A 24,688-nucleotide genomic window follows, 5' to 3' on the forward strand; every position below is an offset into this window, starting at 1 on the left:
GAGGGTTGCCAACAGTGGATCGGTTTGCCTGGTTTTCCTGGGTGTTGCTGTGCTTCTTTCGGTCTGCTCGGGCTGTTTTCGATTGCTGCGTGACCTTCGCGGGTGGGGTGCGTTGTGTAGGTGAGTCCGATGATCGGACAACAGGTCGCAATCGGGCGGGAGGTGGACGGTGCGGCGGAAGATCCAGCTGGCTGAGGGGGAGACGGAGCGCCTCGCGTGTGCCTCGGCGTCCGCGTTCAGGGGCCTGGACACGGTCACCGGCGAGGTGCTGGGCGCCGAGGCGCTGGCGGGGCGGGTGGGCTGGCTGACGTCCCTGGTCGAGACGCTGTGCACCGAGGTGACCGCGGCGCACTGGAATCGGCCCGACCTCGCGCGACTCGCCTCTGGGAGGGACCGGTCGGGTGCCCGGCTGCCGTCGAATGCGTGGATGGCGGTGCGCACGCTGGGCTGGGGTGCGAGTGTGCCGGAGGGACTTTATGTGCCGGACCGGGTGTGCAGGGTGGCCGAGGAGCAGGCCGGGCGGGCGCTGCGGTCGGCCTGGTGGCGCAGTGAGATCACCGATGCGGTCCTGGCCACCTGGCCCACGGGGCCGGATGCCGATCCCATGCGGCGCACCGAAACCGAGTGGGCGGCGTTGCGGGCGGCGTGTCCGGACGGGCAGGCGGTGGCGGCTTCGGTGCTGCGTGCCCGGACCCGGCAGGTGGTCGCCTTCCACGTGGCGTACGGGCATCTGCCGGTGGATGTCTGCGCGCTGGAGTCAGCTCCGTCCGGTGGGCGGCAGGTGGTGCTGGCCGCCGCCGACAAGCAGCTGTGCACCCTGACCCGCTGCCCCGACGACCCCGCCCGCTATGGGGTGCTGAATGTGCGGCTGCCGGTGCGCCCCGATCCGCGCACCCGCGCGGACTGGCACCCGGCCGTGATCCGCTTCCGGCTGCCCCCGACCATCCCGCTGGGCGCTGCCCTGCACGCGCCCACGCTGCGCCTGCGTAGCGGTCGGCTCCGGCTGGATGTCGCGTTCACCAGCGCCGCCCCCACGACCCGAGCGGGCGGGCACACCCGGGCGGTGGCCTTCGACTACGGCCTGAACACCCTGCTCACCGGCGGCACCCTGACCCTGACCGGCGGAGCCCAGCCCACCGTCCTCACCGACGGGCACCCGGTCTTCTTCCGCCCGGACGGGGTGCTGGCCAAGGCCGACCGCCTCCGCCTCCTCGGCGAACAGCTGTGGACCAAGACGGTCCATCTGCAAGCCCTCCTCGACGGCCGCACCATGGCCGGGCAGTGGCCCGAGCCGCTCACCACAGCGAAGCTGGCGGTCCTTCAGGCCGAGCACGCGGCGGTCAGCAGGCGGCGGACGAAACTGAATGAGCAGCTGGCCAAGGCCGCCGCCCGCTTCATGGTCGAGACCGCCCGCGCCGCCGGGGCCACGGTGATCTATCTGGAGGATCTGCGGGACATGGAGGCGCGCGGCAAGGGCCGCACCCTCAACACCCGCCTGTCCTCCTCCGTACGCGGGCAAATCGTGGCCCACACCCGCCACCAGGCCGCCGCCCACGGGATCGCGGTGGTCATCGTCCCGGCCCGGGGCACCTCGAAGTACTGCCCCCGCTGCCTGAGCGTCTTCCGCCACCACGCCGCCCCCGACAACCCCAAGCCCGGCTGGAAATGGGCCACGTGCCCCGATACGGACTGCGGGTACAGCGCGGACCGGGATGTGGCCGCCTGGCAGCGGATCGGCGCACGCGGGCTGACCCACCAGCGCACAACCGTCCTGGACCGGAGCAGCGGCACGTACGTGATCCGCCGCACGGTCAAGGAACTGGACCAGCCGGTCCGGCACACCTCCCACCCCGATCCCGTCACCTCCTCCGGTCTGCCGCAGCCCCGCGCCACGGCAGACCGGACGAAGACGGGGCCGACAAGAAACCGCCCTGTGCCCAGGCAGCGACGCAGGGTCCCCGCCCCACCCGCAACCCCCGCAGCACACACCGCTGCTACGGGTCCGGGTGGAAAGCGTCCGGCGGGGCGGCAGCCCCAGTCTCCGAGGCGTCACCCCCAGTGGCGCGGACGGCGGCAGGCACCGCACACGATGAGCACCCCCACCCAGCACCAGCCCCGTGGGGCCAGACTCGGCGCAGGCTTCCACCTGCACACCCACGCCACCCCCGTCAGACGACAGGGACGGCCATCCGGGGAGCCGAGATCCTCTTCCCAGGGCCGGAGCCGGGCCGAAAACCCAGCCCCACCCAGGAAAACCTAAGCTCATCTGCGACGCTGCGGCTTCCGGAGGAACGCCCGACGGAGCCGCCGACCGGATACAAGATCGCCCACCCGGTGCTGTCCCAGGACGGCACCCGGGCCGGGTTCACCGGTGTGTCGCTGGGCGGCGCGCTGCCGTACGGAGTCCTGGCCGACGCGTCCTGTGTCTACGGCCTGCGGCACCGGGCACCGCACCGCCGCTGCGACTGCGGCTTCCACTGCGTGCACGACCGTACGGCGGCCGAGGCGCTGCTGTGCACGGCCGAGCACCGGACGGCCGTGCTGCTCGAGGTCACCGTGCTCGGCCGCTACCTCCGCTTCGAGTTCGGCTTCCGCTACGCCCGCCAGCGCGTGCGCACCGCCACCGTCGGCCACTGCGCCTGCGGCACGGTGGCGGTCGCCCTGGCCGACGCCGGCTGGGGCCGCCCCGGCCGACTCGCGCTCGCCCCCTCCTGCGCGGGCTGCCTGCGCGGCCGTACGTCCGTCTCGCTCGCTGGGTTCGCCCGGCTGGCCGGGTACGGGCTGCGGGTGGTGGCCGGCAGTGGTGCCGCGCTGCCGGTGGCCGATCTCGGTGCGGCGGACGGGCTCGGCGTGCCCGAACTCGCCGCCGAGGCCGCACTGTTGCAGGCCCGCCTCGACTGGTTCGAGAGCCAGCTGACCCGGCTCGGCGAGCGCGGACCCGGCGACGGACGGAAGGGGTAGCCGGGGCCGGGCCGGGTACCCGGGTGTTCCGAAACCGAGAGGAGGCGGAGCACCGTGACCGGGACCACGGACGCCGAGCTGAACGGACGGCACCACTCGGTGGGCGAACTCGTAGGACAGGCCACCGAACAGCTCTCCGTGCTCGTACGACAGGAAGTCGCCCTCGCGAAGGAGGAGCTGGCCGAGAAGGGCCGGCGTGCCGGACGCGGCGGCGGGCTGCTGGGCGCCGCGGGCGCCGTCGCCTACGCCGCTCTGCTCGCCCTGGCCGGCACGGCCACCGCCGCGCTCTCGCTGACGCTGCCCGTCTGGGCCGCGGCACTCGTCGTGACGGCGGTGCTGTTCGCGGTGGCGGGCGTCCTCGCCGCGATGGGCCGCGCCCAGGTGCGGCGGGCCGCACCAGCGAAGCCCGAGGAGACGCTCGGCAGCGTCAGGGCCGACGTCGAGGAGATCAGGGAAAGGGCACACCGATGACGGACAGGGCAGCGGGGGAGACGGGCGGCGGCGAGGCTCGGAAGGCTGGTTCCGCCGGGATACCGGACGAGGAGACGACGAAGGCCAGGCTCGCGGGCCAGGCGAGTGCTGAGGCTGCGCAGGCTGGTGCCGGGGGTCGGGTGGGGGATGAGGCTGCGGGGGCCCGTTCGGGGGGCCGGGCGGAGACTGAGGCTGCGGAGAGTGGTTCTTCAGGAGGCCGGGCGGGGGATGAGCCTGCCAGGGCCGGTTCGGAGGGCCAGGCGGGAGCTGAGGCTGCGCAGGCTGGCTCTGAAGGCCAGGCTGGGGCCGACGCCTCGAAGGCCGGTTCGGCGGGTGGCGGGGGCGCGCAGTCTGAGGCGGCGGGGGCCGAAGGTAAGAAGTCTGCTCCGGCGGGTGCCGGGGACGCGCAGTCTGAGGCGGCGGGGGCCCCAGGTACGCAGTCTGGTCCGGCGGAGGCCGAGGGCGTCTCCGGCGCCGCGTCGGCCGCCAGGGCCGCCGGGGGCGATACGGCGGCTGGGGCGACCGCCGCCGGGAAGGCCGCCGGCGGTGCCAAGGGCCCCGAAGAGCTGCGGCAGCAGCTCGCGCAGACCAGGCGACAACTCGGCGAGACCGTCGAGGAGTTGGCCCGGAAGGCCGATCTGAAAGGCCGGGCCCAGACCCGGGCCGCCGACCTCAGGGACAAGGCCGGTGCGATGACCGTGCAACTGCGCAGCAGCGCCGCACAGGCCGGTCACGTCCTGCAGGACAAGGCCGCGAACGCCGGTCACACGGTGCACGACAAGGCGACCCACGCCGGTCACACCGTCGAGCACGGCGTGCCGCGTCCGGTCCGCACCGTCGTCCAGGCCGGGCTGCGGCATCCGCGTCCGGTGCTGGTCGCCGGGGTGGCGGTGGGTGCCGTGGTCGCGACGGAGGTGCTGCGGCGTCGGCACGACGGGCGCCACTGGACCAGCGGTCACAGGGCACCGAGTCACCGAGCCACCGGGCCAATGGGTGGCTGAGCCATTGGCCCACCGGCCCACCCGCACCCCACACTTGACCTGAAGCTTGGTTGAGGTCGGAGGGTGGTCGACGCAAGCCCGCGAGCACGCAAGCGCATCGCATCGACCCCCACCCCCGGAGGCCCGGCATGACCCGCCGTACCGACGCCCACCCCGACCTCACCCGCCCCGAAACCGGCGCCCCCTTCTTCAGTATCTGGCGTGTCGGTACTTCCGAGCGGCAGCGACGGACCGTTGAGGCCATCGCGCGCACCTGGGAACGCCGTCCCTGGCCGGTCCGTGACCTCCTCGGCTACCACGTCTACACCGGGCATGACGGCACGACCCTCCTCCATCACTCCCAGTGGGCGAGCGAGCCGGCCTACGAGGCATTCCGGAAGACCCAGCGCCAGGAGCGCAACGACGAGATCGACACCGCCGTACCCGGCGTCGAGCGCGTCCAACTCGACCGTTACCGGTACCACCGCAGCGCGGCACGCGCCGCCGGCGACCAGCGTGTGCCGGGCCTGATCGTGACCGTGCGGGTCGACTTCGAAACCGATGCGGCCGAGAAGCGCGGCGACTGGATCGACCTCGTGCTGCGGTCCGGCACCGGCCCGGTCGCCGAACGCGGTCTGATCGCCGCCCACTTCCACCTCTCCACCGACGGCACCCACGTCCTCAACTACGCGGAGTGGGAGACCGACGAGGCCTACGACAAGGCCATCGCCGCGCCCGTCGACGCGGAGTGGGAGCGGGTGCGGACGTATCCCGGGATCAAGGGCTTCACCGGCAGCCGCTACACCCACGCGGTCGGCCTCGTGCCCGACTGACCGAACACTTACCTCGTCTGGACAAAAAAAGTTTTCGGTGAGAGGGTGGACGCATGCTGGACGTGACCGTGATCGAGGACCCCGAGGCCGCCGCCGTCTCGCTGGACCCCATAAGGGCCCGGCTGCTCGCCGAGCTGGCGGGCGGACCCGCGTCGGCCGCCATGCTGGCCGGCAAGGTCGGACTGCCCCGGCAGAAGGTGAACTACCACCTCAAGGCACTGGAGCGGCACGGCCTGGTCGAGCTGGCCGGGGAGCGCCGCAAGGGCAACGTCACCGAGCGGCTGATGCAGGCGACCGCCGCGTCGTACGTGATCTCGCCGCTCGCGCTGGCCGCCGTACAGCCGGACCCGGACCGTTTCCGGGACCAGCTGTCCTCCCGCTGGCTGCTCGCGCTCGGCGCCCGGCTCGTCCGGGACGTCGGCTCGCTGATCACCGGCGCGGCGAAGGCCCGCAAGCGGCTCGCCACGTTCGCGCTGGACGGCGAGGTGCGCTTCGCCTCGGCCGCCGAACGGGCCGCGTTCGTACAGGAGTTGACGGCGGGCGTGAGCGCGCTGATCGGCAAGTACGACGCCCCCGACGCCGAGGGCGGCCGGGACCACCGGATCGTCGTCGCCGTCCATCCCACGGTCAAGCCCCAGCACCCTGAACTCGACAGCCAGTAAGCAGGAGCCCACCATGTCCAAGGAATTCGAGATCGCCCGGGAGTTCGAGGTCGACGCCACGCCGGAACAGGTGTGGGACGCGTTCACCAACACCACCGGCGGCTGGCTGTGGCCGTCGGAGCCGCCCGAGCCGCGTGTGGGCGGCAAGGGCGCGATGGGCTCGACGGTCACCGCCTGGGACCCGCCGCACCGTTACAGCAACCGCATCGAGGACGCCGAGGGCATCGCCGAGCAGACCCTCAACCAGCTCGACTACACCATCGAGCCACGCGACGAGGGCCGCCGCGCCTGGGTGCGGTACGTGCACAGCGGCATCCTCGTCGACGACTGGGACAACCAGTACGACGCCGCGAACCGGCACACCGACTTCTATCTGCACACCCTGCGGGAGTACCTGGCCCACTTCGCGCCCCGGCCTGCCGCCTTCGCGACCTTCGACGGACCTGAGGCGTCGAAGGCCGCGGACGCCCTCGTCGCCGTCGGACGGGCGCTCGGTGTCGGGGAGGACGTGGCCGCCGGGACGCGGGTGCGGGTCAGCGGACCCGACGAGTTCGACGCCGTGGTCGACTTCCGCAGCGCGTACTTCATCGGGCTGCGCACGGACCGGGGCCTCACCCGCGTCTTCGGGCGCAACCACTGGGGCTACCCGGTCGGCATCTCCCTGCACGACTTCACGCCGGGCGCCGACATCAAGGAGTGCGAGGCCGCCTGGCAGGACTGGCTGAACGGCGTGTTCAGCCAGTCCTGAGGACCACTGCCGGTTACGGCTTGAAGCGCAGCACCTGCGGGTCGTGGTCGCTGATCTGGTCGTGGAACTCCGAGTTGATGTGCACGCTGTCGTACTCGAAGTCGCAGGACCACCGGATCGACGGGCTGATCAGGATCTGGTCCAGGACCTGGCTGTTGCCCTGGTAGTCGTAGCTGTAACGCTCGCTCTTCGGCAGCGACTTGATCGCCGACCAGAGCGCTCCGTCCTTCTCCAGCAGCTTGGTGGTGCCGGAGAACTCGAAGTCGTTGATGTCGCCGAGCGTGACGACGTCCGCGTTCTTCTGGGTGGCCAGGATCTCCTTGACGAACGCGTTCACCGAGGTCGCCTGGAGGTGGCGCTGGGTCTCCGAGCTGCGGGCCGGCGGCTGGTACTGCGAGTGCAGCGCCTGGTCGCCGCCCTTGGAGGCGAAGTGGTTGGCGATCACGAAGACCGAGCGGCCGCGGAACACGAACTCGCCGGCCAGCGGCTTGCGGCTGTCCTCCCAGGCCTCGTTCGCCGGGTCGATACGTCCCGGGGAGACCGTCAGCGCCGCCCTGCCGTACTTCTTGGTGACCCCGACGGCGGTCGTGGCATCGCCGCCCGCGCGGTCCGTGAAGGAGACCCGCTCCGGGTTGAAGAGGAAGACGTTGCGGATGTTGCCGCCGGGCTGGCCGCCGTCCTCGCCGTCGACCGGGTCGACGGAGCGCCAGTCGTACGCCGGGCCGCCCGCGGCGACGATCGCGTCGATCAGCTTGCGCACCGTCTGGTCGGCGGCGACCGTACCGTCGTTCGTCCTGCCGTTGTTGTCCTGGATCTCCTCCAGGGACAGGATGTCGGGCGACTTCAGGTTGTTCACGATCGCGGTGGCGTGCTCTTCGAAGCTGGCGTCGGACGGGTCGAGGTTCTCGACGTTGTACGTCGCCACCGCCAGCTCACCGCTGCGCTGCTTGCGGGTCGTCTCCCGCTGCAGGCCACCGGCCTTGATGCTGCCGAGCTCGCTCGCGACCAGGGTGTAGCCGCCGAACCGGGTGTAGTCCAGCGGGCCCGTGGTGGTGCCGGCGAGGGTGTCGCCGACGTTCGCCTTGGGGAAGTCGGCGGCCGCGCCGAGGGACTGGATCTGGAGGCGGCCGGTGTTCTGGGACGCGTAGGAGCCGTAGACCGTGCCACCGCGCCGGTTGGCGTTCTCGCGCGGCTTCACCGTGACCCACAGCTCGTTGAACGAGTCGGTGGCGGTGACCACACGGGCGTCGGCGACCCGGACGTTCATGTGCTCCAAGGACTCGTAGTAGTCCAGGGCGTACGCCGAAGGCTTCAGCGGCAGGCCGTTGACCGAGCCGTTCGCGGCGGTGTCGCCGGCCGGAGCGTAGGCGGCCGGTACGGACTTGGCGTCGATGACCACGGCGGCCGGGGCGGCGTTGCCGCTGGAGACGACGGTCACCGTGGGCTTGGTGATCTCGGTGATCGACTGGTTGCCGGTGGAGTTGCCACCTGGGACGTACTCCTGGATCGTGCCCGACACCGTGACCGCGTCGCCCACGGCGACGCCCGTCGGGGTGGAGTTGGTGTAGACGAAGATGGCCTCACTGGTGGCCGGGTCGGCGTCCGCGTCCGGATCCTGGATCCAGAAGCCGCGGGACGAGCCGTAGGTGCGTATGCCGGTGACGATTCCGGCCACATCTGTGACCTGCTGGCCGGCGTACGGGGATGTGCGCGTGGTGCCCTGGATGTCATGGATGCGCAGGGTGTCGGCCTGCGCGGTCGACGTCAGGACGATGGTGGACGCCGCGGAACAGACGGCGGCGACGGTGAGCGCGGCGATACGCGCGGACTTCTTGCTCGGCAACGGGATCCCTCCGGGGACATGCGTGGGTGCCGGGACGAGGGTGGTGCGTGGAACGGTGGGAGCCGCGACCGGTGGGGCGGTGCGACGCGCGTAGAAAATACAGTGAACAGATGTCCGACACATTTCTACGCGCGTAATCTCCTGCCTGGTCAGGCCACTTGTCAAGGTTTCAGCCAAGTACGGTGGCTGACGGGGAGATGAACCGGGCGGCATGGGTGGAAATCCGTCTAGGCTGAGCGGCTGAGCCGTGACGTGTACGGCCCTGATGGCGCTCTAGGAGAAACAGCCGATGTCAGACAGCTCCCCCCTGCCGCCGGTGCGGCTGCATCCCGAAGCGGAGCTGGCGCGGGACGCGCTGTCCAGGCCCCTGCTTTCCCGGGCCGCGCGGCTCGCCCGCTGGGCCGGCCCTGACACCCGCGTCGACGCCGGGGGCGGGCTCGTCGACGAGCAACTTCCGGCCGCCGCCGAGCTCCTCGGGCTGACCGGCGACGAGGCCGCCGCCTACGCGAGCGAGGCCTGGCGGGTCGCCGTCGACACCGGGCTCGTCGAGATCACCGACGAGGAGGCGGGCACTGTTGCCGCCGGCGAGGATCTGGCCCTGCTCACCGGCGGTTCACCGCACGATGTGCTCGCGGTGTGGCTGGCGGCACTGGAGACGGTCCTCGCCGACGCGAGCGTGCCGGACATCGACGGGCTGGGCGATGCCATGGGCGAGGGCGGCGCAGTCGACTTCTCCTCCCTCGACTGGGACCCGGAGGCCGAGGCGGAGTTCCTCGACGGGGTGCTCGGCAACCTGTACCTGCTGACGGTCAACGAGGACGGCCCCGGCGACGGCCCCGTTCCGCTGCCCGCGCTGGCCGCGTCGATGATCGTGCCCAGCGACATGGGCGAGCCCACCAACGACATGCTGGAGCAGGTGTCCGACGCGATGATGCGCCTGGACGACCAGTTCCGGCTGCTGGAGCCGGTCGGGCTCGTCGAGTACCAGCCGGTCGACGAGGCGCTGATGGCCGACATCGACGAGGAGCCCGCCGCGCCCGTCGACGACACCGACGTCTCCCGCTACGGCATGGTCCGGCTCACCCCGCTCGGGCTGTACGGGCTGCGGGCCCGGCTGCTGGAGGCAGGGTTCCAGGCGCCCGCGGTCGGCGACCTCGCGGACAAGGGCGCGGACGCGCTGCTCGACGGCACGGCGACCTTCCCGCAGTCCGCCGCGCAGGCGGAGACCGAGCAGTGGCTGGACCGCCGTGAACCCCTCGCCGCGGCTCGGGAGTTGCTGGCCGCGGCACGCGGCCTGGACGCCGGTGCGCCGCTGCGGCGGCTGCGCTGCCAGCAGGCCCTGTCGCTGGTGGGCGCGGAGGCCGAGCCGGCGCTGCGGGAGGTCCTCGACGACGCGGAGCTGGGCGGGCTGGCCAGGGTGTGGCTGACCGAGCACGGCTTCTCCGACGTACCGGTGCCGTCCGAGGCGATGGTCTTCTGGCTGACCATCGACACGGTGGCCGCGCAGCTCGCGGCCGAGGGCAACTCGGAGGAGCTGAGGGCGCTGGTGCAGGGGCTGGCGGCGCAGCACAGCGGGTTCTTCACGGCGGTGTGGCGGGTGGAGCATCCCGCCACCGCGGATGTGCTGGAGGCGATGGGCCGGCTGCATCCGGACAGGCGGATCGCCAAGGAGGCCAGGAAGGCCGCGTTCAAGGCGCGTTCGCAGCAAGGCGGTTGAGAGACATGCCCGCGACCCACGGCAGGTGCCTGAGACGGGTTCACACAAGCGGGCCGGACGAAGTCGCCCGGAAGCGGCAGCGGCGTTGGCGCTCTTGCCTGTCGCCGCGATTGACATCTAACATTTCAGTTCATGGCCATCCGACCCGTACCCCGCACCCTCCTCAGGGACCGCGCCTACGCATCGATCCGGGACGCCATCGTGGCCGGGGAGATCGAACCCGGCGCGGTGGTGCGGGACGCCGAGCTCGCCGAGCGGCTGGGGCTGTCCCGGGCGCCGGTGCGGGAGGCCTTCGCGCGGCTCGTGGACGAGGGGCTGCTGGAGAGCAAACCGCAGAGCTATACGCGGGTGACGCCGGTCGTCGCGTCGGATGTACGGGACGCGGCGGCCGTGGTCGGTGCCATGCACGAGCTCGTGACACGGGTCGCCGTGCCCCGGCTGACCGGCGCCGACCTGGACGTCATGCGTGCCGCCAACGAGCGGTTCGCGGCGGCCGTCGGTGCCGGTGACGTGGACGGCGCCCTGCACGCCGACGACGAACTGCACGACGTGCTGGTCCGGGTGGGCGGCAACCGCGCCGCCGCCGCGACCGTCGCCCGCTACACCCCGCTCATCCGCCGCCTGGAGCGACGCCGCTTCGGCGAGGGCGGCGCCTGCCGTTCGGCGGGACTGCACGAGCGGCTGATCGAGGCCTGCGCGCACGGTGACACGGACGAGGCGGTCCGGGTCACCGCGGAGATCTGGCGGGGCCTGGAGGAGCTCGCCGCCGACGTTCCCTGAAGCCCGGAGAACCCTGGAGGCTCCCGTGTCCCTTTCCTCGTACGAGCGTTACCCCCTGCTCTTCGGCCCCTCGCCGGTCCACCCCCTGGAGCGCCTGACCGCCCACCTCGGCGGCGCCGCCCTCTGGGCCAAGCGCGAGGACTGCAACTCCGGGATCGCGTACGGCGGCAACAAGACCCGCAAGCTGGAGTACCTGGTCGCCGACGCCCTCGCCAAGGGCTGCGACACACTCGTCTCGATCGGCGGCGTGCAGTCCAACCACACCCGCCAGGTCGCCGCCGTCGCCGCCCGGGCCGGGCTCAAGTGCGTACTGGTGCAGGAGAGTTGGGTGGAGTGGCCCGACTCCGTCTACGACAAGGTCGGCAACATCCTCGTCAGCCGGCTCGCCGGAGCCGACGTACGGCTGGTGCGGGCCGGGTTCGGGATCGGCTTCAAGGAGAGCTGGGAGCAGGCGCTCAGGGAGGTCGAGGAGGGAGGTGGGAAGCCGTACGCCATTCCCGCCGGAGCCTCCGACCATCCGCTCGGCGGACTCGGCTTCGCCGGGTGGGCGTACGAAGTCGCCGAGCAGGAACGGGAGTCGGGGGTCTTCTTCGACACCGTCGTGGTGTGCTCGGTGACCGGGTCCACCCAGGCGGGCATGGTCGCCGGGTTCCGGGCGCTGGAGGAGGCGGGCGGGCGGCCGCGCCGGGTGCTCGGCATCGACGCGTCGGCGAACCCGGGCCGCACCCGCGAGCAGATCGCGCGGATCGCCCACAACACCGGTCAACTCATCGGCGTCAAGGCGGAGTTGACCGAGTCGGATGTCGAGCTGGACGAGCGGTACCACGCGGGCACGTACGGCATCCCGGACGAGACGACCCTGGAGGCGATGCGGCTCGCGGCCCGCACCGAGGGCATGGTCACGGACCCTGTCTACGAGGGGAAGTCGATGGCCGGGATGATCGACCTGGTCTCGCGCGGCGAGATCGGGCGGGAGTCCACCGTGCTGTACGCCCACCTCGGCGGGCAGCCGGCGCTGAACGCGTACAGCGCGCTGTTCTGACTTCACAGGATGAACCGGAGGACGCGCCGGCTTTCGGGCCGGGGAGGAATCCGGCTTCCCGTGTAGCGGGGCAGGGGGAGCCGGATCACCACCGGGCGATCCGGCGTCCGCCACCTGTGGTGGCGAGGGCGTCCTCCAGTAGGTGCAGGATCTCGGAGTTGATGGACCGCCGGTCGGTAGCGGCCTGTGATGGCCGGGGCGCTGATGAGCGTCGTGCCGCTGATCGTCGTGTTCCTGCTGGGGGCGCGGCACTTCCTGCGGGACCTGGCGGCGGGGGCGACGAAGATGTCACGGGGCCGGCGCCGCGGCTGGGGTCGTACGCGCCGGGCGCCCCTGTGGGTGGGGGCGCCCTGGACGTCGGACGGGGGTGCGGCGGGGCGACTACAGCGCTTGTGCCGCCGGCTTCACCATGCCCCGTACCGTACGGGACTTCACGAAGTCGCCCATGGCCGTCATGTCCCACTCGCCGGAGAACTGGCGGACCAGCTTCGCCATCATCACGCCGGTCTGTGCCTCGGCGTTGGTGAGGTCGAAGCGGACGAGTTCCTCGCCGGTTCCGGCGTCGATGAGGCGGCAGTAGGCCTTGGCGACCTCGGTGAACTTCTGGCCGGAGAAGGAGTTGACCGTGAAGACCAGGCCGGTGACCTCCTGCGGGAGGCGGCCGAGGTCGACGGTGATCACCTCGTCGTCGCCGCCGCCCTCGCCGGTGAGGTTGTCGCCGGAGTGGCGGATGGCGCCGTTGACGATCTGCAGCTTGCCGAAGTAGCAGCTGTCGATGTGGTTGCGCTGCGGGCCGTACGCGATCACCGAGGCGTCCAGGTCGATGTCCTTGCCGCGGAACGCCGGCTCCCAGCCGAGGCCCATCTTGACCTGGGAGAGCAGGGGGTGGCCGCCCTTGACGAGGGAGACCGTCTGGTTCTTCTGGAGGCTGACCCGGCCCTTGTCGAGGTTGATCTTCCCGGCGCCGGGGGCGGGGGCGGCCGGGGGAGCGGGCGGTGCCGGGGGAGCGGCGGGTGTGGGCGTGGAGAGGGGCGGGGCCGGCGGGGTGACCGGGGGCTGCATCGTGGGCTGGGGCGGGGCGACCGGGGCCGGGGCCGGTTCCTCCACGGTGACGCCGAAGTCAGTGGCGATGCCGGCCAGGCCGTTGGCGTACCCCTGGCCCACCGCGCGGGCCTTCCACGCGCCGTTGCGGAGATAGATCTCGACGATCACCAGGGCCGTCTCGGAGCCGAGCTGCGGGGGTGTGAACGTGGCCAGGACGCTGTTGTCGTCCGCGTTCCTGATCGTCGCCGTCGGTTCGATGCCCTGGAAGGTCTGGCCGGGGGCGTCGGGGCTGGCGGTGACGACGATCTTCTCGATGCCCGGGGGGAGAGTGGCGGTGTCGACCGTGATCGCGTCGGGGGCGGTGCCGCCGCCCGAGCGGTAGGTCACGCCGGGGCCGGCGGGCTGGTTGTAGAAGATGAAGTCGTCGTCCGAGCGCACCTTGCCATCGGCGGTGAGCAGCAGGCCCGATACGTCTAGCCGCACCGGGGCGGCGACGTCCACCGTCACGCGCGCGGTGGGGAGGGGGATGTTCGAGCCGGGGGTCATAGCTGTCATGCCCCGTGAACGAGCGAACCCGTTTTACCGTTCCCTTACCTGGCCGCCAATTGGGTCAGCGGGCGTTGCGGGGGTGGTTGCGGGCGGTGCGTTCGTTGCCGCGTTTGTAGTTTCCCGTCCAGCGGGCCATGACCAGTTGGGGGTCGCCGGATTCCACCTCTGTGAGGAAGCGGGTGGCTCGGGGGCCGCGGAGGGTGGTGGCGGGGTGGGTGTGGTGGGTGATCGTGACGGTGCCGTCGGAGTGGTGGGCGTAGGTGAAGCCGTGGGGGCGGGGCATGGGGGGGATGGTAGGGGGTGGGTGTGTGGCGGGCGGAGGGATTTTTCGCCCCCGCCGCCCCTACCCGTCCCATCCCCAGGGGCTCCGCCCCTTCGACCCCGCTGGGGCTGCCGCCCCAGACCGCGCTCCGGCCCTTAAGGGGTCTTGTCCTCAATCGCCGGATGGGCTGGATGATCCCGACCGTAAACGGGTGGTGGGTGGGCATAGGCCGGGGGTCCAGGGGGTGGTGGAGCCCCCTGGAAGACGGTCACCGTGCCTACGGCACCACCACGATCTTGCGGCCCACCCCCGCCGCGAACTGCTCCAGCGCCTGGGGGTACTGGTCCAGGGGAATGCGATCGCTGATGAAGATCTCCGGATCCAGGACTCCGTTCGCGAACAGTTCCGCCGCTCGCTCGAAGCTGTGCAGGACAGCCATGGAGCCGGTGATGGTGATCTCCTGGTTGTAGATGCGGTACGGGTCTATCGTCACGCGCGTCGCGTAGTCCGCCACCCCGAACTGGAGGAAGGTGCCGGCCTTTGCGACCCGGTCCAGGCCGTCCTGGATCGCCGCCGCGTTGCCCGTCGCGTCGACCACCAGGTCCCAGCCCTGCGGCCGGTCCAGCTCGTCGGCGTGGGCCGCGGACGCCGACACGCCCAGGCGGCGCGCTGTTTCGAGGCGGGTCGGGTTCACGTCCACGATGTCCACGCTCGCCGCACCCGTCCGCTTGGCCAGCTCCAGCATCATCAGGCCCATCGTTCCCGAGCCGTAGATCAGGACATGGGCGCCCAGGCGTGACTTGAGGACGTCGTAGCCGCGGACCGCGCAGGACAACGGCTCCACCAGCGCCGCGTCCTGCGTGCGGACGTGCTCCGGCAGCTTCGCGCAGTTCGCGACCGGGGCCACGGCGTACTGCGCGGCACCGCCCGCCGTCGTCACGCCGATCGCCGCCCAGCGTTCGCAGAGGTTGTTGTGGCCGGTACGGCAGTTCCGGCACTCGTAGCAGTACAGGGACGGGTCCACCGCCACCCGGTCGCCCACCGTCAGCTCGGTGACCTGGGTGCCGACGCCGACCACCGCGCCCGCGAACTCGTGCCCGGGCACGATCGGCAGCTTCGGCGCGAACTCGCCCTGCAGGATGTGCAGATCCGTACCGCAGATGCCGCATGCCGCGACCTCGACGACGACCTCGCGGGGGCCCGGCGTCGGGTCCGGGACCTCGCTGACGACGGCACGGCCCACGGACTCGATGACGGCGGCCTTCATTTCACGGCTCCCAACGACAGGCCCTGGACGAGTTTGTCCTGGGCGGCGAACCCCGCGGCGAGCACCGGCAGGGAGATGACGAGCGACGCGGCGCACACCTTGGCCAGGAACAGGCCCTGGCTGGTGATGAAGCTCGTCAGGAAGACGGGGGCTGTCTCGGCCACCACGCCGGTCAGCACCCTCGCGAACAGCAGCTCGTTCCAGCTGAAGATGAAGCAGATCAGGGCCGTCGCCGCGATGCCGGGCAGGGCGATGGGGGCCACCACGCGCCACAGGATCGTCGGCAGTTTCGCGCCGTCGATCTGCGCGGCCTCGATGATCGCGGCCGGTACCTCGGAGAGGAAGGACTGCATCATCCACACCGCGATCGGCAGGTTCATGGCCGTGTAGAGGATGACCAGCGCCCAGACGTTGTCGAGCAGGCCGGTGTTCTTCGCGAAGAGGTAGATCGGCAGCAGGCCCGCCACCAGCGGCAGCATCTTGGTGGACAGGAAGAAGAACATGACGTCGGTCCACTTCTTCACCGGCCGGATGGACAGCGCGTACGCGGCCGGCAGCGCGAGGACCAGGGTCAGGAGCGTCGAGGCCACCGAGGCGGTCATCGAGTTGATCAGCGCGGGCCAGGGGCTGGCGCCGCCGTCCACGCCGAAGAACCCGCGGTAGCTGTCCAGGGTGAGCGAGGCGGCGATTGAGGGTGGGTTGGTCGCCGCGTCCGACTCGGAGTGGAAGGACGTCAGGACCATCCAGAGGAGGGGCAGCACGAACAGGAGGCCGGCCAGCCAGGCGGTCATGCCCAGGGCGGCACCTTGGAAGCGGCCGCGGAGCATGGGGCGCCGGGGGGCGGTGGTGGTGACGGCGGTCATCAGCGGGACACCTCCGCGCGGAACAGGGACGACACGACGCGCAGGGCGAAGGTCGCGAGGATGAGCGAGCCGATGACGACGATCACGCCGGCCGCCGAGGCCAGGCCGTTCTCGTGCGCCTGGTAGAAGGTCTGGTAGATGGTGTACGGCAGGTTCGCGGTGCCGAGGCCGCCGGAGGTGATGGTGTACACCGCGTCGAAGTTCTGCACGATGTAGATCGAGCCGAGCAGCACGCTCAGTTCGATGTAGCGGCGCATGTGCGGCAGCGTGATGTGGACGAACATCTGCCAGTCGTTCGCGCCGTCCATGCGGGCCGCCTCGATCAGCTGCGAGTCACGGCTCTGCAGTCCGGCGAGCAGGATCAGCGTCATGAACGGCGTCCACTGCCAGATCAGCGAGGCCTCGACCGCCATCAGCGGCATCTCGGAGATCCAGTCCGGCTGGACCGCCCCGTCTCCTCCGATCCAGCGCAGGACGCCGTTGAAGAGGCCGTACTCGGGGTTGAACAGCACGTGCTTCCACAGCAGCGCGGCCGCGACCGGCACCAGCAGGAAGGGGGCGATGAGCATCGTGCGCACGGCGGCCCGGCCCCGGAACTTCCGGTCGAGCAGCAGCGCCAGTGCCATGCCCAGCACCAGGCTGACGAGGACGACCGTGACGGTCAGCAGGACGGTCGTGCCCACCGACTTGCGCAGTTCGGGGGTGCTCAGCACCTCCGAGTAGTTCGCGAAGCCGGCGAAGTGGCGGTCGTCCGGGTAGAGCGCGTTCCAGTCGAAGAACGAGATCACCAGGGTGGCCACGAAGGGCAGCTGCGTCACGAGGATCATGAAGATCAGCGCGGGCAGCAGGGGGGCCCGGGTGGCCCAGGCGCGCATACGGTTCGGCCGCCGGGCCGCCGGCCGCTTGGCGGCGGCGGCGACCCGGGTGGGGGGAGTGGCGACGGTCATGATCCCTCGTACTTCTTTCCTACGGTCTCGGCGAACTCCTGTGCCTTCTTCAGCGCGCTGTCCACGGACTGCCGTCCGGCGATGGCGGAGCTGATCTCCTGGGAGACCTTGGTGCCCAGGTCGGTGAACTCGGGGATGCCGACGAACTGGATGCCGGGCGCGGGCCGGGGCTGCACGCCCGGGTCCTCGGGCTTGGCGCCCGCGATGGCGTCCCGGGTGACGTCGGCGAAGGCGCCGGCCTCCTTGCGGTACTCCGGGATGTCGTAGGTCGAGGCCCGCTTGCCGGCGGGCACGTTGGCCCAGCCGATGGTCTCGCCGACGAGCTTCTCGTAGTCCTTGCCGGAGGCCCAGGAGATGAACTTCCAGGCGTTCTCGGCGTTCTTGGACGCCTTCTGGACGCCCCAGGCCCAGGTGTAGAGCCAGCCCGAGCTGTCGGTCTTCTCGACCGGTGCCGGGACGTAGCCGATCTTGCCCTTGACCGGGGAGCCGCTCGCCTCCAGGGAGCCGGCGCCGGCTGTGGCGTCGTACCACATGGCCGTCTTGCCCTGGGTCATGTTGTTCAGGCACTCGGCGTAGCCGGACTGGGCGGCGCCCGCCTCGCCGTGCTTGCGGACCAGGTCGACGTAGAACCGGGTGGCCGCCTTGAACTCCTTGGAGTCCACCTGTGCCTTCCAGTCCTTGTCGAACCAGGTGCCGCCGTAGGTGTTGACGACCGTGGTCAGCGGGGCCATGACCTCGCCCCAGCCGGGCAGGCCGCGCAGGCAGATGCCCTTCATGTCGGCCTCGGCCTCGTCCACCTTGGCGGCGATGTCGGCGACCTGCTGCCAGGTGGGCTTGCCGGGCATGGTCAGGCCCGCCTTCTCCAGGACGTCCTTGCGGTACATCAGGAAGGAGGACTCGCCGTAGAAGGGCTCACCGTAGAGCTTGCCGTCCTCCGCGGTGAGGGCCTGCGTCATCGGGGTGAGGATGTCGTCCTGGTCGAAGGCGGTGTCGCTCTTGACGTAGGAGTCCAGGGAGTGGAGCCAGCCGTTCTTGGCGTAGATCGGGATCTCGTAGTTGCTGAGGGTGGCGACGTCGTACTGGCCGGCCTGGTTGGCGAAGTCCTGGCTGATCTTGTCGCGGACGTCGTTCTCGGGCAGCACGGTGAAGCTGACCTTGATGCCGGTTTCCTTGGTGAAGTTGTCGGCGGTGAGCTTCTGCAGCTCGACCATCTGCGGGTTGTTCACCATCAGGACGTTGATGGAGTCGCCGCCGCCGGCTCCGGACCCGCCGGCGCCCGAGCAGGCGGCGAGTGAGGTGATCAGCGTCCCTACGGCTGCCACGGCGAGGGAGGCGCGTGGCGCGCGTCGGCTCTGGGTTCGCATGAGGTACTCCTGGACAATTAGGCGTAAAGGGGACGGGAGTTGGGGTGGGGGTGCCGTACGGGGTGGTTCAGTTGGTTTTGCCGGCCCTTCGGGTGTGGGGGTGTCGGGTGCGGCTCGTACGTCAGACGCGGATGACCTGGGGCCCGAGCAGGGAGTAGCGGTGGGCCTCCGCCGCGGGGAGCAGGGTGCTCGTCACGATCGCCTCCAGTGCGCCGATCTCCGCGAACCGGCAGAAACTGACCGCTCCGAACTTGGTGTGCACGCCCGCGAACACCGTGCGGCGCGCGGCCCGGATGGCCTGCGCCTTGACCTCGCTGACGGCCGGGTCGGGGGTGGTGAGGCCGTGTTCGCGGGAGATGCCGTTGGCGCCGATGAAGGCGAGGTCGATGACGAAGCCGGCGAGCATCTTCGTCGTCCAGTGGTCGACGGTCGCCAGGGTGCCGGTGCGGACCCGGCCGCCGAGCAGCAGTACCGAGATGCCCTCGGCCTCGGCGAGCGCGCCCGCGACCGGCAGGGACGCGGTGACCACGGTCAGCGGCCGGTCCCTGGGGAGTGCCTCGGCGATGAGCTGCGGGGTGAAGCCCTCGTCGACGAAGACCGTCTCGGCGTCTCCGAGCAGCTCGGCCGCTGCGGTCGCGATCCTGCGCTTCTCGGGGACGTGGCTGGTGGCACGGAAGGCGAGCGTCGTCTCGAAGCCGGCGCTCTCCACGGGGTAGGCGCCGCCGTGCGTACGGCGGAGCAGCCCGTGCTCCTCGAGGACGCGCAGATCCCGTCGTACGGTCTCCTTGGCCACGCCCAGTTCGGTGGCGAGCGCGGTGACGTCGACCGAGCCGGTGGCGCGGGCGACCCGCACGATCTCCCGCTGGCGGTCCTCAGCGGTCTTGGCCGAATTCGCCGTCGTCATCGTCGACACCTGCTTCCGTGCTGTGGTGCTGGGCTCGATCGTCTTCGCCGTGTTCGAGCCGGTGCTGCCCGTTCGGGCCCTGTGGAGCCCATGGGGGAAGTTCTACAGCGGCGATGAGGTGCTGAACAGGCCTGTTGTCGATCCGATACTGCCCGTTTGCGCCCGTTTGGCGCGGGGCGTGCCCGCCTCGGACCTGCGCGGCCGCACGTCCGGGCGTGAGATCGGGCAGCACGGATGCCCGAATGGGGGAGCGGGCGGGCCCGTTCGGTGCCCGCCCGCTCCCGCGAACGCCTGTTTTCCGTCGTGTAACGGCTGGTTTCCGCCGGTCGGCCGGATCAGTAGGGCCAGATCGGCGGGTCGCTCACGAAGTGGCCGCCCAGACAGGCGTGCGCGATGTTCTCCGGGTCGAGCTCGCCCTGCTCGGCGATCAGCTTCTCGGCGTACGGCTCGGAGTCGTCCTGGGGGTCGTAGCCGAGGGTGCGGGCGGTGGTCAGGTCCCACCACAGGCGGGTGTTCGCGGAGGAGCCGTAGACGACCGTGTGCTCGACGTTCTCGGCGGTCAGGGCCGCGTGGAAGAGGCGGGCGCCGTCGGCCGGGCTCATCCACAGCGAGAGCATGCGCACGCTGGTCGGCTCCGGGAAGCAGGAGCCGATGCGCACCGACACCGTCTCCAGGCCGTGCTTGTCCCAGTAGAACTGCGCGAGGTCCTCGCCGAAGGACTTGGACAGGCCGTAGAAGGTGTCCGGGCGGCGCGGGGTGTCGACGGGGATCAGGGGGGCGTCGCCCCGGGGGCGGGGGGTGAAGCCGACTGCGTGGTTGGAGGAGGCGAAGACGACGCGTCCGACGCCCTCCTCGTGGGCGGCCTCGTACAGGTTGTACGTGCCCTCGATGTTGGCCCTGAGGATCTTCTCGAAGGAGGCTTCCAGGGAGATGCCCGCCAGGTGGATGATCGCGTCGACACCCCGCACGGCCTCACGCACGGCCGTCTTGTCGGCGAGGTCCGCGACGATCGCGTCCGGCTCGTCCTCCACCGGGTGCAGGTCGAGCAGGCGCAGCTCGTAGCCGTAGGCCGGGAGAAGGTCCCGCATCAGGGTGCCGAGGCCGCCGGCGGCGCCGGTGAGCAGAACGGTGCGGGGTGCGGGCATCCTCGGTTCTCCTTGGGGCGGCGGCCGTATGCGTGCACGGTATTCACATTCGTGGACACGCTAAGGATCGCCGGCCCGCCCCGTCAAGTGTGGCGCGGAGCCGGGAAATCCGCTCCTGAGTTGCGGGTTTGTGCGCTTGACCGGCTCTGAGGCGGCTTCATAGGGTGGCATTGTTCAGAAATGTAGACGTCGATCAGAAGAATGCACGCGCCTGTTCTAGGGAGAGCCCGTGACCGCTGCCCCCCTCGCCGCTCGCCTCAGCATCCCCAGCGGGCCGCTGTTCTTCCCCGTCACCGCCTACGGCCCCGACGGCTCCCCCGACCTCGACGCCTACCGCGCGCATGTGCGCCGCGGGGTGGAGGCCGGGGCCGCCGCCGTGTTCGCGTGCTGCGGCACCGGGGAGTTCCACGCGCTGACGCCCGAGGAGTTCGAGACGTGCGTGCGGGCGGCCGTCGAGGAGACGGCGGGACGGGTGCCGGTCGTCGCGGGCGCCGGCTACGGCACCGCCCTCGCCGTGCGGTACGCGAAGCTGGCCGAGGGCGCCGGGGCGGACGGGCTGCTCGCCATGCCGCCGTATCTGGTGATCGCCGGGCAGGAGGGACTGCTGCGGCACTACCGGGAGGTGGCCGCGGCGACCGCCCTCCCCGTGATCGTCTACCAGCGCGACAACGCCGTGTTCACCCCGCGGACCGTCGTCGAGCTGGCCCGCACGGACGGCATCATCGGCCTCAAGGACGGCCTCGGCGACCTCGACCTCATGCAGCGCATCGTCAGCGCCGTACGCACCGAGGTCCCCGGCGGCTTCCTCTACTTCAACGGTCTGCCGACCGCCGAGCAGACCCAGCTCGCCTACCGCGCCATCGGCGTCCCCCTCTACTCCTCCGCCGTGTTCTGCTTCGCACCCGAGATCGCGCTCGCCTTCTACCGCGCGCTGGAGTCCGGTGACGCGCCGACGGTGAACCGGCTCCTGGACGGCTTCTACCGGCCCTTCGTCGAGCTGCGCGCCCAGGGCCGCGGGTATGCGGTCGCCCTCGTCAAGGCGGGGGTACGGCTGCGCGGTCTCGATGTGGGCGAAGTCCGGCCGCCGCTGCACGAGCCGAGCGAGGATCATGTCAAGCAGCTCGCTCAGATCATCGAGCGCGGGTATGCGCTGCTGGAGGAGGACCGGTGAAGGCGTCGACTTTCGTCTACCCCTGGGACGTCAACGGAGACCCGGAGGCCCCCGCGAGGATCGCCTCCCTCGGGGTGCGGCAGGTGACCCTGGCCGCCGCTTACCACTCCACCCGCGCCCTCACCCCCCGCCACCCGCGCCACCGCATCGTCACCGCCGAGCACGCGGCCGTGCTGTACCCGACCGACGGACGCTGGGACGGCCGTGAGCTGCGCCCGTACCCGGCCGGCGACTGGGCGCCCGGGGACGCCTTCGGCGAGGCCGCCGCCGCGCTCACGGACGCCGGTCTCGAGGTGCACACCTGGGTGGTCCTCGCGCACAACTCCCGGCTGGGCGCCGAACACCCGGACACCTCGGTCGTCAACGCCTACGGCGACCGCTACCCGTGGGCCCCCTGCATCGCGCAGCCCGCCACGCGCGCGTACCTCGTCGAGCTGGCCGCCGAGGCGGCCGTACGGCCCGGAGCGCGTGGCACCGAGCTGGAGTCCCTCGGCTGGTACGGGCTCCAGCATCTGCACGCCCACGACAAGACCGGCGGGGTCGGGCTCGGGGATGCCGGGCAGTACCTGATGGCGCTCTGCTTCTGCGTGACGTGCCGCGAGGGGTACGCGGAACAGGGTCTGGACGCCGACGAGCTGGCCGCCGCCGTGCGGGCCGCCCTGGAGCCGCTGTGGCAGGGGTCGGCCGTCGACGAGGGCTGGACGGGGGTCGAGAAGCTGCTCGGCGGGCCGAAGGCGGCGGCCACGCGCGCGTGGCGCGACGCAACCGCCCGTACCTTGCAGGAGACGGCGGTCCGCGCGGTCCGCGAGGCGGCTCCCGAGGGCTTCCAGGTGCTGCTGCACGCGGACCCGGTGACGTACCACTGCGGCGCCAACCCGGGCGTCGACCCCGAGCACATCCTGTCCGTCGCGGACGGCGTGGTCGTACCGTGCGCGGGCGGCCCCGGCCTGCTGGCGCCCTTCGCCGGGCAGCGCCGCGACGGCGCCGTCATCGCCGCCAACTTCGGCGTGGTCTCCGGGATGGGCGGCAGCCCCGGCACGCTGGCGTCCGACGCGGCACGCGCGCGTGAGCTGGGGGCCACGGAGATCCGGCTCTATCACGCGGGGTTGGCGTCGGACGGGGACTTGGCGGCGGTACGGGAGGCGCTCGCCGGGTTCTGAAACAGCGGTGCGGTCGTCACCAGCCATACCGCGCCCAGTACGGCCGACAGCAGCCGTACGTCGAGGAGTTCCACGAGTGCCGCCCCCACGGCCAGCCCGATGACGTTCGGCGCGAAGACGAGCGTGTTGGCCGTGGCGACCGTACGGCCGAGCAGCGCGTCCGGTGTCTCGCGCTGTACGGCGGTGAGCGCGGCGATCAGGACACAGGGCAGGCCCGCGCCGATCGCCGCGCTGCTCACCAGGGCCAGGGGGTCGGACGGGACGGCCCGCAGCCCCACCGCGGCGGCCGTGAGGGCGATGCCGTACGCGGCGAAGCGGCGTTCGCCGAGACGACGCAGCGCGGGCCCCGAGAGCAGCCCGATCGCCACCGAACCGGCGCCCTGGACGGCGTACAGCACACCGGCGTACGTGGGGGCGTGCCCGAGGGTGTCGATGAAGGCGTAGACCATCGCCCCGTTGAGCCCGGCGAAGAGCATGGTGGTGCCGCCGGACAGGACCAGGGGGCGCAGCCGGGGGTGCGTCCACAGGTGGCGGGCGCCCTCGGTGGTCTGCGCACGCCAGTTGCCGCTCGGCGGCCGGGGCCTGCTCTCGCGGGCCCGCAGGCAGGCGTACAGGCCGGTCGCGACCACGAACGTCGCGGCGTCGAGCAGGGCCACGCTCGGGCCGCCGTACGCCGCGTAGACGCCGGCGCCGGCCAGCGGGGCGAGGAGTTTCATGCCCTCGGCGGCGGTCATGCGCAGTCCGTTGAAGTCGCCGAGCAGGGAGGGGGAGACGGCGTTCGCGACGAGGGCCGACTCGGCGGCGTCGTGGACGACGCCCGCGGCGCCGTAGACGAACAGGACCGCGAACAGGAGCCAGAGGCGGCCCGGGGAGTCGACGGTGAAGAGGGTGAGCAGGAGGGCGGCCAGAAGGAGGTTCGCGCCGATCAGCAGCGGTTTTCGGCGATGGGGGAGGTCGGCGAGCGTGCCGAGGAGGGGGCCGGCCAGGGTGGGCGCCCACATCGCGAGCAGGCACAGCGCGGCCAGGCCGTCGGAGCCGGTGAGGTCCTTGACCCAGACGCCGGATGCCAGCCACAGCGCCGACGTGCCGAAGCCGGAGACGACAACTCCGGCGAGACAGAGGCCGGCGTTGCGGTCGCGCAGGACGCGCAGGAGTGTCCAGGTGGTGGTCGTGGTGGTCGTGGTGGTCGTCATGCCAGGTCATCGTGGATCTAAGGCGGGGGGGCGCGGGATCGGGCAGGTGCCTTAGATATGGCGGTGCTGTGCCGGTGAGCGATGAGTTTTGTGCGCGCGGTCGGTCCACCTTTCAGAGCCGGTGCAGACCGGACCCGTTCGCGTGAGGAGCACCGATGACCGACCACCCGATCCTCGACCTCGGACCCCAGACCCGCGTCGTCGCGCAGCTGGTGGAGGGCGTGCGTGACGATCAGCTGGCGGACGGGACGCCGTGCCCGGGTTACGCGGTCCGCAACATGCTGGGCCACCTGGCCGGACTCTCCGTCGCCTTCCGCGACGCCGGCCGCAAGGACCTGGGCCCCACGACCGACACCAGCCCGGAGGCCGCCGTACCGGACATCGGCCCCGGCTGGCGCGAGGAACTGCCCAAGGTCCTCGACGAACTGGCCGAGGCATGGCGCCACCCGGCCGCCTGGACCGGCGACACCCGCGCGGGCGGCGTGCCGCTGACGGGCGCGGAAGCGGGCGCCGTCGCGGTGAACGAACTGGTGATCCACGGCTGGGACCTGGCCCGGTCGACCGGTCAGGAGTACGAGCCCGACCCGGGCGCGCTGCAGCTGTCGTACGGCATGCTCCTCGCGGCCGCCGACGACCCGAGCCGGGGCGGCGGCATCTTCGGTCCGGTCGTGCCCGTACCGAACGACGCGCCCCTCCTCGACCGTGCGATCGGCCTGAGCGGCCGGGACCCGGAGTGGACGCCGTAGCGCCCGCAGCGGTACCGGTGATCACTCGATCGGGGT

23 protein-coding genes are annotated in these 24,688 nt (G+C 71.4%); 13 read left to right on the plus strand and 10 right to left on the minus strand.

The genetic code is table 11. The features are described from left to right. The first annotated feature begins 169 nt into the window (after positions 1-169). From AQJ91_RS02460 to AQJ91_RS02490, 7 genes are all read left to right on the plus strand, one after another. Complete coding sequence (locus AQJ91_RS02460) at positions 170-2,260, plus strand: zinc ribbon domain-containing protein (RefSeq protein ID WP_067015502.1); 2,091 nt, start codon at positions 170-172, stop codon at positions 2,258-2,260. A 14-nt stretch (positions 2,261-2,274) separates the two neighbouring features. Beyond that, entirely contained in the window at positions 2,275-2,961 is a 687-nt protein-coding gene (locus AQJ91_RS02465) for a hypothetical protein (RefSeq protein WP_067016115.1), read from the plus strand. Positions 2,962-3,015: 54 nt separating this feature from the next. Beyond that, on the plus strand, positions 3,016-3,432 hold the full coding sequence (locus tag AQJ91_RS02470) for a phage holin family protein (protein WP_067015505.1): 417 nt from the start codon (positions 3,016-3,018) through the stop codon (positions 3,430-3,432). 566 nt (positions 3,433-3,998) lie between these two features. Further along, complete coding sequence (locus AQJ91_RS02475) at positions 3,999-4,433, plus strand: DUF3618 domain-containing protein (protein ID WP_079084636.1); 435 nt, start codon at positions 3,999-4,001, stop codon at positions 4,431-4,433. 128 nt (positions 4,434-4,561) lie between these two features. After that, entirely contained in the window at positions 4,562-5,245 is a 684-nt protein-coding gene (locus tag AQJ91_RS02480; protein WP_067015508.1) for an antibiotic biosynthesis monooxygenase, read from the plus strand. A 53-nt stretch (positions 5,246-5,298) separates the two neighbouring features. Next, on the plus strand, positions 5,299-5,907 hold the full coding sequence (locus tag AQJ91_RS02485; RefSeq protein ID WP_067015511.1) for an ArsR/SmtB family transcription factor: 609 nt from the start codon (positions 5,299-5,301) through the stop codon (positions 5,905-5,907). 13 nt (positions 5,908-5,920) lie between these two features. Then, on the plus strand, positions 5,921-6,655 hold the full coding sequence (locus AQJ91_RS02490) for an SRPBCC family protein (protein WP_067015513.1): 735 nt from the start codon (positions 5,921-5,923) through the stop codon (positions 6,653-6,655). A gap of 13 nt (positions 6,656-6,668) precedes the next feature. On the opposite strand, the gene AQJ91_RS02495 is transcribed toward AQJ91_RS02490, so the two are convergent. Next, positions 6,669-8,498 (minus strand): endonuclease/exonuclease/phosphatase family protein, encoded by a 1,830-nt coding sequence (locus AQJ91_RS02495; RefSeq protein WP_067015516.1) that lies wholly within the window; start codon positions 8,496-8,498, stop codon positions 6,669-6,671. A 289-nt stretch (positions 8,499-8,787) separates the two neighbouring features. On the opposite strand from AQJ91_RS02495, the gene AQJ91_RS02500 reads away from it, so the two are divergent. The 3 genes from AQJ91_RS02500 to AQJ91_RS02510 all read left to right on the plus strand — a co-directional run bounded on the left by AQJ91_RS02500 (position 8,788) and on the right by AQJ91_RS02510 (position 12,037). Continuing rightward, on the plus strand, positions 8,788-10,215 hold the full coding sequence (locus tag AQJ91_RS02500) for a hypothetical protein (RefSeq protein WP_067015519.1): 1,428 nt from the start codon (positions 8,788-8,790) through the stop codon (positions 10,213-10,215). Positions 10,216-10,347: 132 nt separating this feature from the next. Then, positions 10,348-10,995, plus strand: coding sequence for a GntR family transcriptional regulator (locus tag AQJ91_RS02505; protein ID WP_067015522.1), 648 nt, complete (start codon positions 10,348-10,350; stop codon positions 10,993-10,995). A gap of 25 nt (positions 10,996-11,020) precedes the next feature. Then, positions 11,021-12,037 carry a 1-aminocyclopropane-1-carboxylate deaminase gene (locus AQJ91_RS02510; RefSeq protein ID WP_067015525.1) on the plus strand — a complete coding sequence of 339 codons (1,017 nt, stop codon included), beginning with the start codon at positions 11,021-11,023 and terminating at the stop codon, positions 12,035-12,037. Positions 12,038-12,418: 381 nt separating this feature from the next. On the opposite strand, the gene AQJ91_RS02515 is transcribed toward AQJ91_RS02510, so the two are convergent. The 8 genes from AQJ91_RS02515 to AQJ91_RS02550 form a co-directional block, all read right to left on the minus strand. Continuing rightward, a complete protein-coding gene (locus AQJ91_RS02515; RefSeq protein WP_107122317.1) occupies positions 12,419-13,627 on the minus strand; it encodes a TerD family protein in 1,209 nt (402 codons plus the stop codon). Between the two features lie 64 nt (positions 13,628-13,691). Continuing rightward, positions 13,692-13,913 (minus strand): hypothetical protein, encoded by a 222-nt coding sequence (locus AQJ91_RS02520; RefSeq protein ID WP_067015531.1) that lies wholly within the window; start codon positions 13,911-13,913, stop codon positions 13,692-13,694. A 256-nt stretch (positions 13,914-14,169) separates the two neighbouring features. Continuing rightward, complete coding sequence (locus AQJ91_RS02525) at positions 14,170-15,159, minus strand: zinc-dependent alcohol dehydrogenase family protein (RefSeq protein ID WP_067015534.1); 990 nt, start codon at positions 15,157-15,159, stop codon at positions 14,170-14,172. Continuing rightward, the gene (locus tag AQJ91_RS02530) at positions 15,156-16,022 is read right to left on the minus strand and encodes a carbohydrate ABC transporter permease (protein WP_067015537.1); all 867 of its coding nucleotides are present in this window, start codon (positions 16,020-16,022) and stop codon (positions 15,156-15,158) included. The genes AQJ91_RS02525 and AQJ91_RS02530 overlap by 4 nt, the downstream gene beginning before the upstream one ends. Further along, positions 16,022-16,969, minus strand: coding sequence for a carbohydrate ABC transporter permease (locus tag AQJ91_RS02535; RefSeq protein WP_067015540.1), 948 nt, complete (start codon positions 16,967-16,969; stop codon positions 16,022-16,024). The genes AQJ91_RS02530 and AQJ91_RS02535 overlap by 1 nt, the downstream gene beginning before the upstream one ends. Continuing rightward, on the minus strand, positions 16,966-18,333 hold the full coding sequence (locus tag AQJ91_RS02540; protein ID WP_067015543.1) for an ABC transporter substrate-binding protein: 1,368 nt from the start codon (positions 18,331-18,333) through the stop codon (positions 16,966-16,968). The genes AQJ91_RS02535 and AQJ91_RS02540 overlap by 4 nt, the downstream gene beginning before the upstream one ends. Before the next feature lie 121 nt (positions 18,334-18,454). Beyond that, a complete protein-coding gene (locus AQJ91_RS02545; RefSeq protein WP_067015546.1) occupies positions 18,455-19,237 on the minus strand; it encodes a DeoR/GlpR family DNA-binding transcription regulator in 783 nt (260 codons plus the stop codon). Positions 19,238-19,572: 335 nt separating this feature from the next. Further along, on the minus strand, positions 19,573-20,382 hold the full coding sequence (locus tag AQJ91_RS02550) for an NAD-dependent epimerase/dehydratase family protein (RefSeq protein WP_067015549.1): 810 nt from the start codon (positions 20,380-20,382) through the stop codon (positions 19,573-19,575). A 229-nt stretch (positions 20,383-20,611) separates the two neighbouring features. Between AQJ91_RS02550 and AQJ91_RS02555 the strand changes: the two genes are divergently transcribed. Continuing rightward, a complete protein-coding gene (locus AQJ91_RS02555; RefSeq protein WP_067015552.1) occupies positions 20,612-21,553 on the plus strand; it encodes a 5-dehydro-4-deoxyglucarate dehydratase in 942 nt (313 codons plus the stop codon). After that, positions 21,550-22,713, plus strand: a complete 1,164-nt coding sequence (locus AQJ91_RS02560; protein ID WP_067015555.1) for a hypothetical protein — start codon at positions 21,550-21,552, stop codon at positions 22,711-22,713. Before AQJ91_RS02555 ends, AQJ91_RS02560 begins: the two co-directional genes overlap by 4 nt. Here the strand turns inward: AQJ91_RS02560 and AQJ91_RS02565 are convergent. After that, positions 22,650-23,906, minus strand: coding sequence for an MFS transporter (locus AQJ91_RS02565; protein ID WP_067015558.1), 1,257 nt, complete (start codon positions 23,904-23,906; stop codon positions 22,650-22,652). The two genes, AQJ91_RS02560 and AQJ91_RS02565, sit on opposite strands and share 64 nt — an antisense overlap. Positions 23,907-24,061: 155 nt before the next feature. Between AQJ91_RS02565 and AQJ91_RS02570 the strand changes: the two genes are divergently transcribed. Continuing rightward, on the plus strand, positions 24,062-24,652 hold the full coding sequence (locus AQJ91_RS02570) for a TIGR03086 family metal-binding protein (RefSeq protein WP_067015561.1): 591 nt from the start codon (positions 24,062-24,064) through the stop codon (positions 24,650-24,652). The last annotated feature ends 36 nt before the right edge of the window (positions 24,653-24,688 follow it).

Origin of the sequence: Streptomyces dysideae (genome assembly GCF_001514305.1) — a bacterium.
In the GTDB taxonomy this organism is placed as follows: Bacteria; Actinomycetota; Actinomycetes; order Streptomycetales; family Streptomycetaceae; genus Streptomyces; species Streptomyces dysideae.

Coding starts and splice junctions, on each gene's coding strand:
- AQJ91_RS02480 (WP_067015508.1), top strand. CDS start 4,562: ATGACCCGCCGTACCGACGCCCACCCCGACCTCACCCGCCCCGAAACC.
- AQJ91_RS02485 (WP_067015511.1), top strand. CDS start 5,299: ATGCTGGACGTGACCGTGATCGAGGACCCCGAGGCCGCCGCCGTCTCG.
- AQJ91_RS02490 (WP_067015513.1), top strand. CDS start 5,921: ATGTCCAAGGAATTCGAGATCGCCCGGGAGTTCGAGGTCGACGCCACG.
- AQJ91_RS02500 (WP_067015519.1), top strand. CDS start 8,788: ATGTCAGACAGCTCCCCCCTGCCGCCGGTGCGGCTGCATCCCGAAGCG.
- AQJ91_RS02505 (WP_067015522.1), top strand. CDS start 10,348: ATGGCCATCCGACCCGTACCCCGCACCCTCCTCAGGGACCGCGCCTAC.
- AQJ91_RS02515 (WP_107122317.1), bottom strand. CDS start 13,627: ATGACCCCCGGCTCGAACATCCCCCTCCCCACCGCGCGCGTGACGGTG.
- AQJ91_RS02520 (WP_067015531.1), bottom strand. CDS start 13,913: ATGCCCCGCCCCCACGGCTTCACCTACGCCCACCACTCCGACGGCACC.
- AQJ91_RS02525 (WP_067015534.1), bottom strand. CDS start 15,159: ATGAAGGCCGCCGTCATCGAGTCCGTGGGCCGTGCCGTCGTCAGCGAG.
- AQJ91_RS02530 (WP_067015537.1), bottom strand. CDS start 16,022: ATGACCGCCGTCACCACCACCGCCCCCCGGCGCCCCATGCTCCGCGGC.
- AQJ91_RS02535 (WP_067015540.1), bottom strand. CDS start 16,969: ATGACCGTCGCCACTCCCCCCACCCGGGTCGCCGCCGCCGCCAAGCGG.
- AQJ91_RS02540 (WP_067015543.1), bottom strand. CDS start 18,333: ATGCGAACCCAGAGCCGACGCGCGCCACGCGCCTCCCTCGCCGTGGCA.
- AQJ91_RS02545 (WP_067015546.1), bottom strand. CDS start 19,237: ATGACGACGGCGAATTCGGCCAAGACCGCTGAGGACCGCCAGCGGGAG.
- AQJ91_RS02550 (WP_067015549.1), bottom strand. CDS start 20,382: ATGCCCGCACCCCGCACCGTTCTGCTCACCGGCGCCGCCGGCGGCCTC.
- AQJ91_RS02565 (WP_067015558.1), bottom strand. CDS start 23,906: ATGACGACCACCACGACCACCACGACCACCACCTGGACACTCCTGCGC.
- AQJ91_RS02570 (WP_067015561.1), top strand. CDS start 24,062: ATGACCGACCACCCGATCCTCGACCTCGGACCCCAGACCCGCGTCGTC.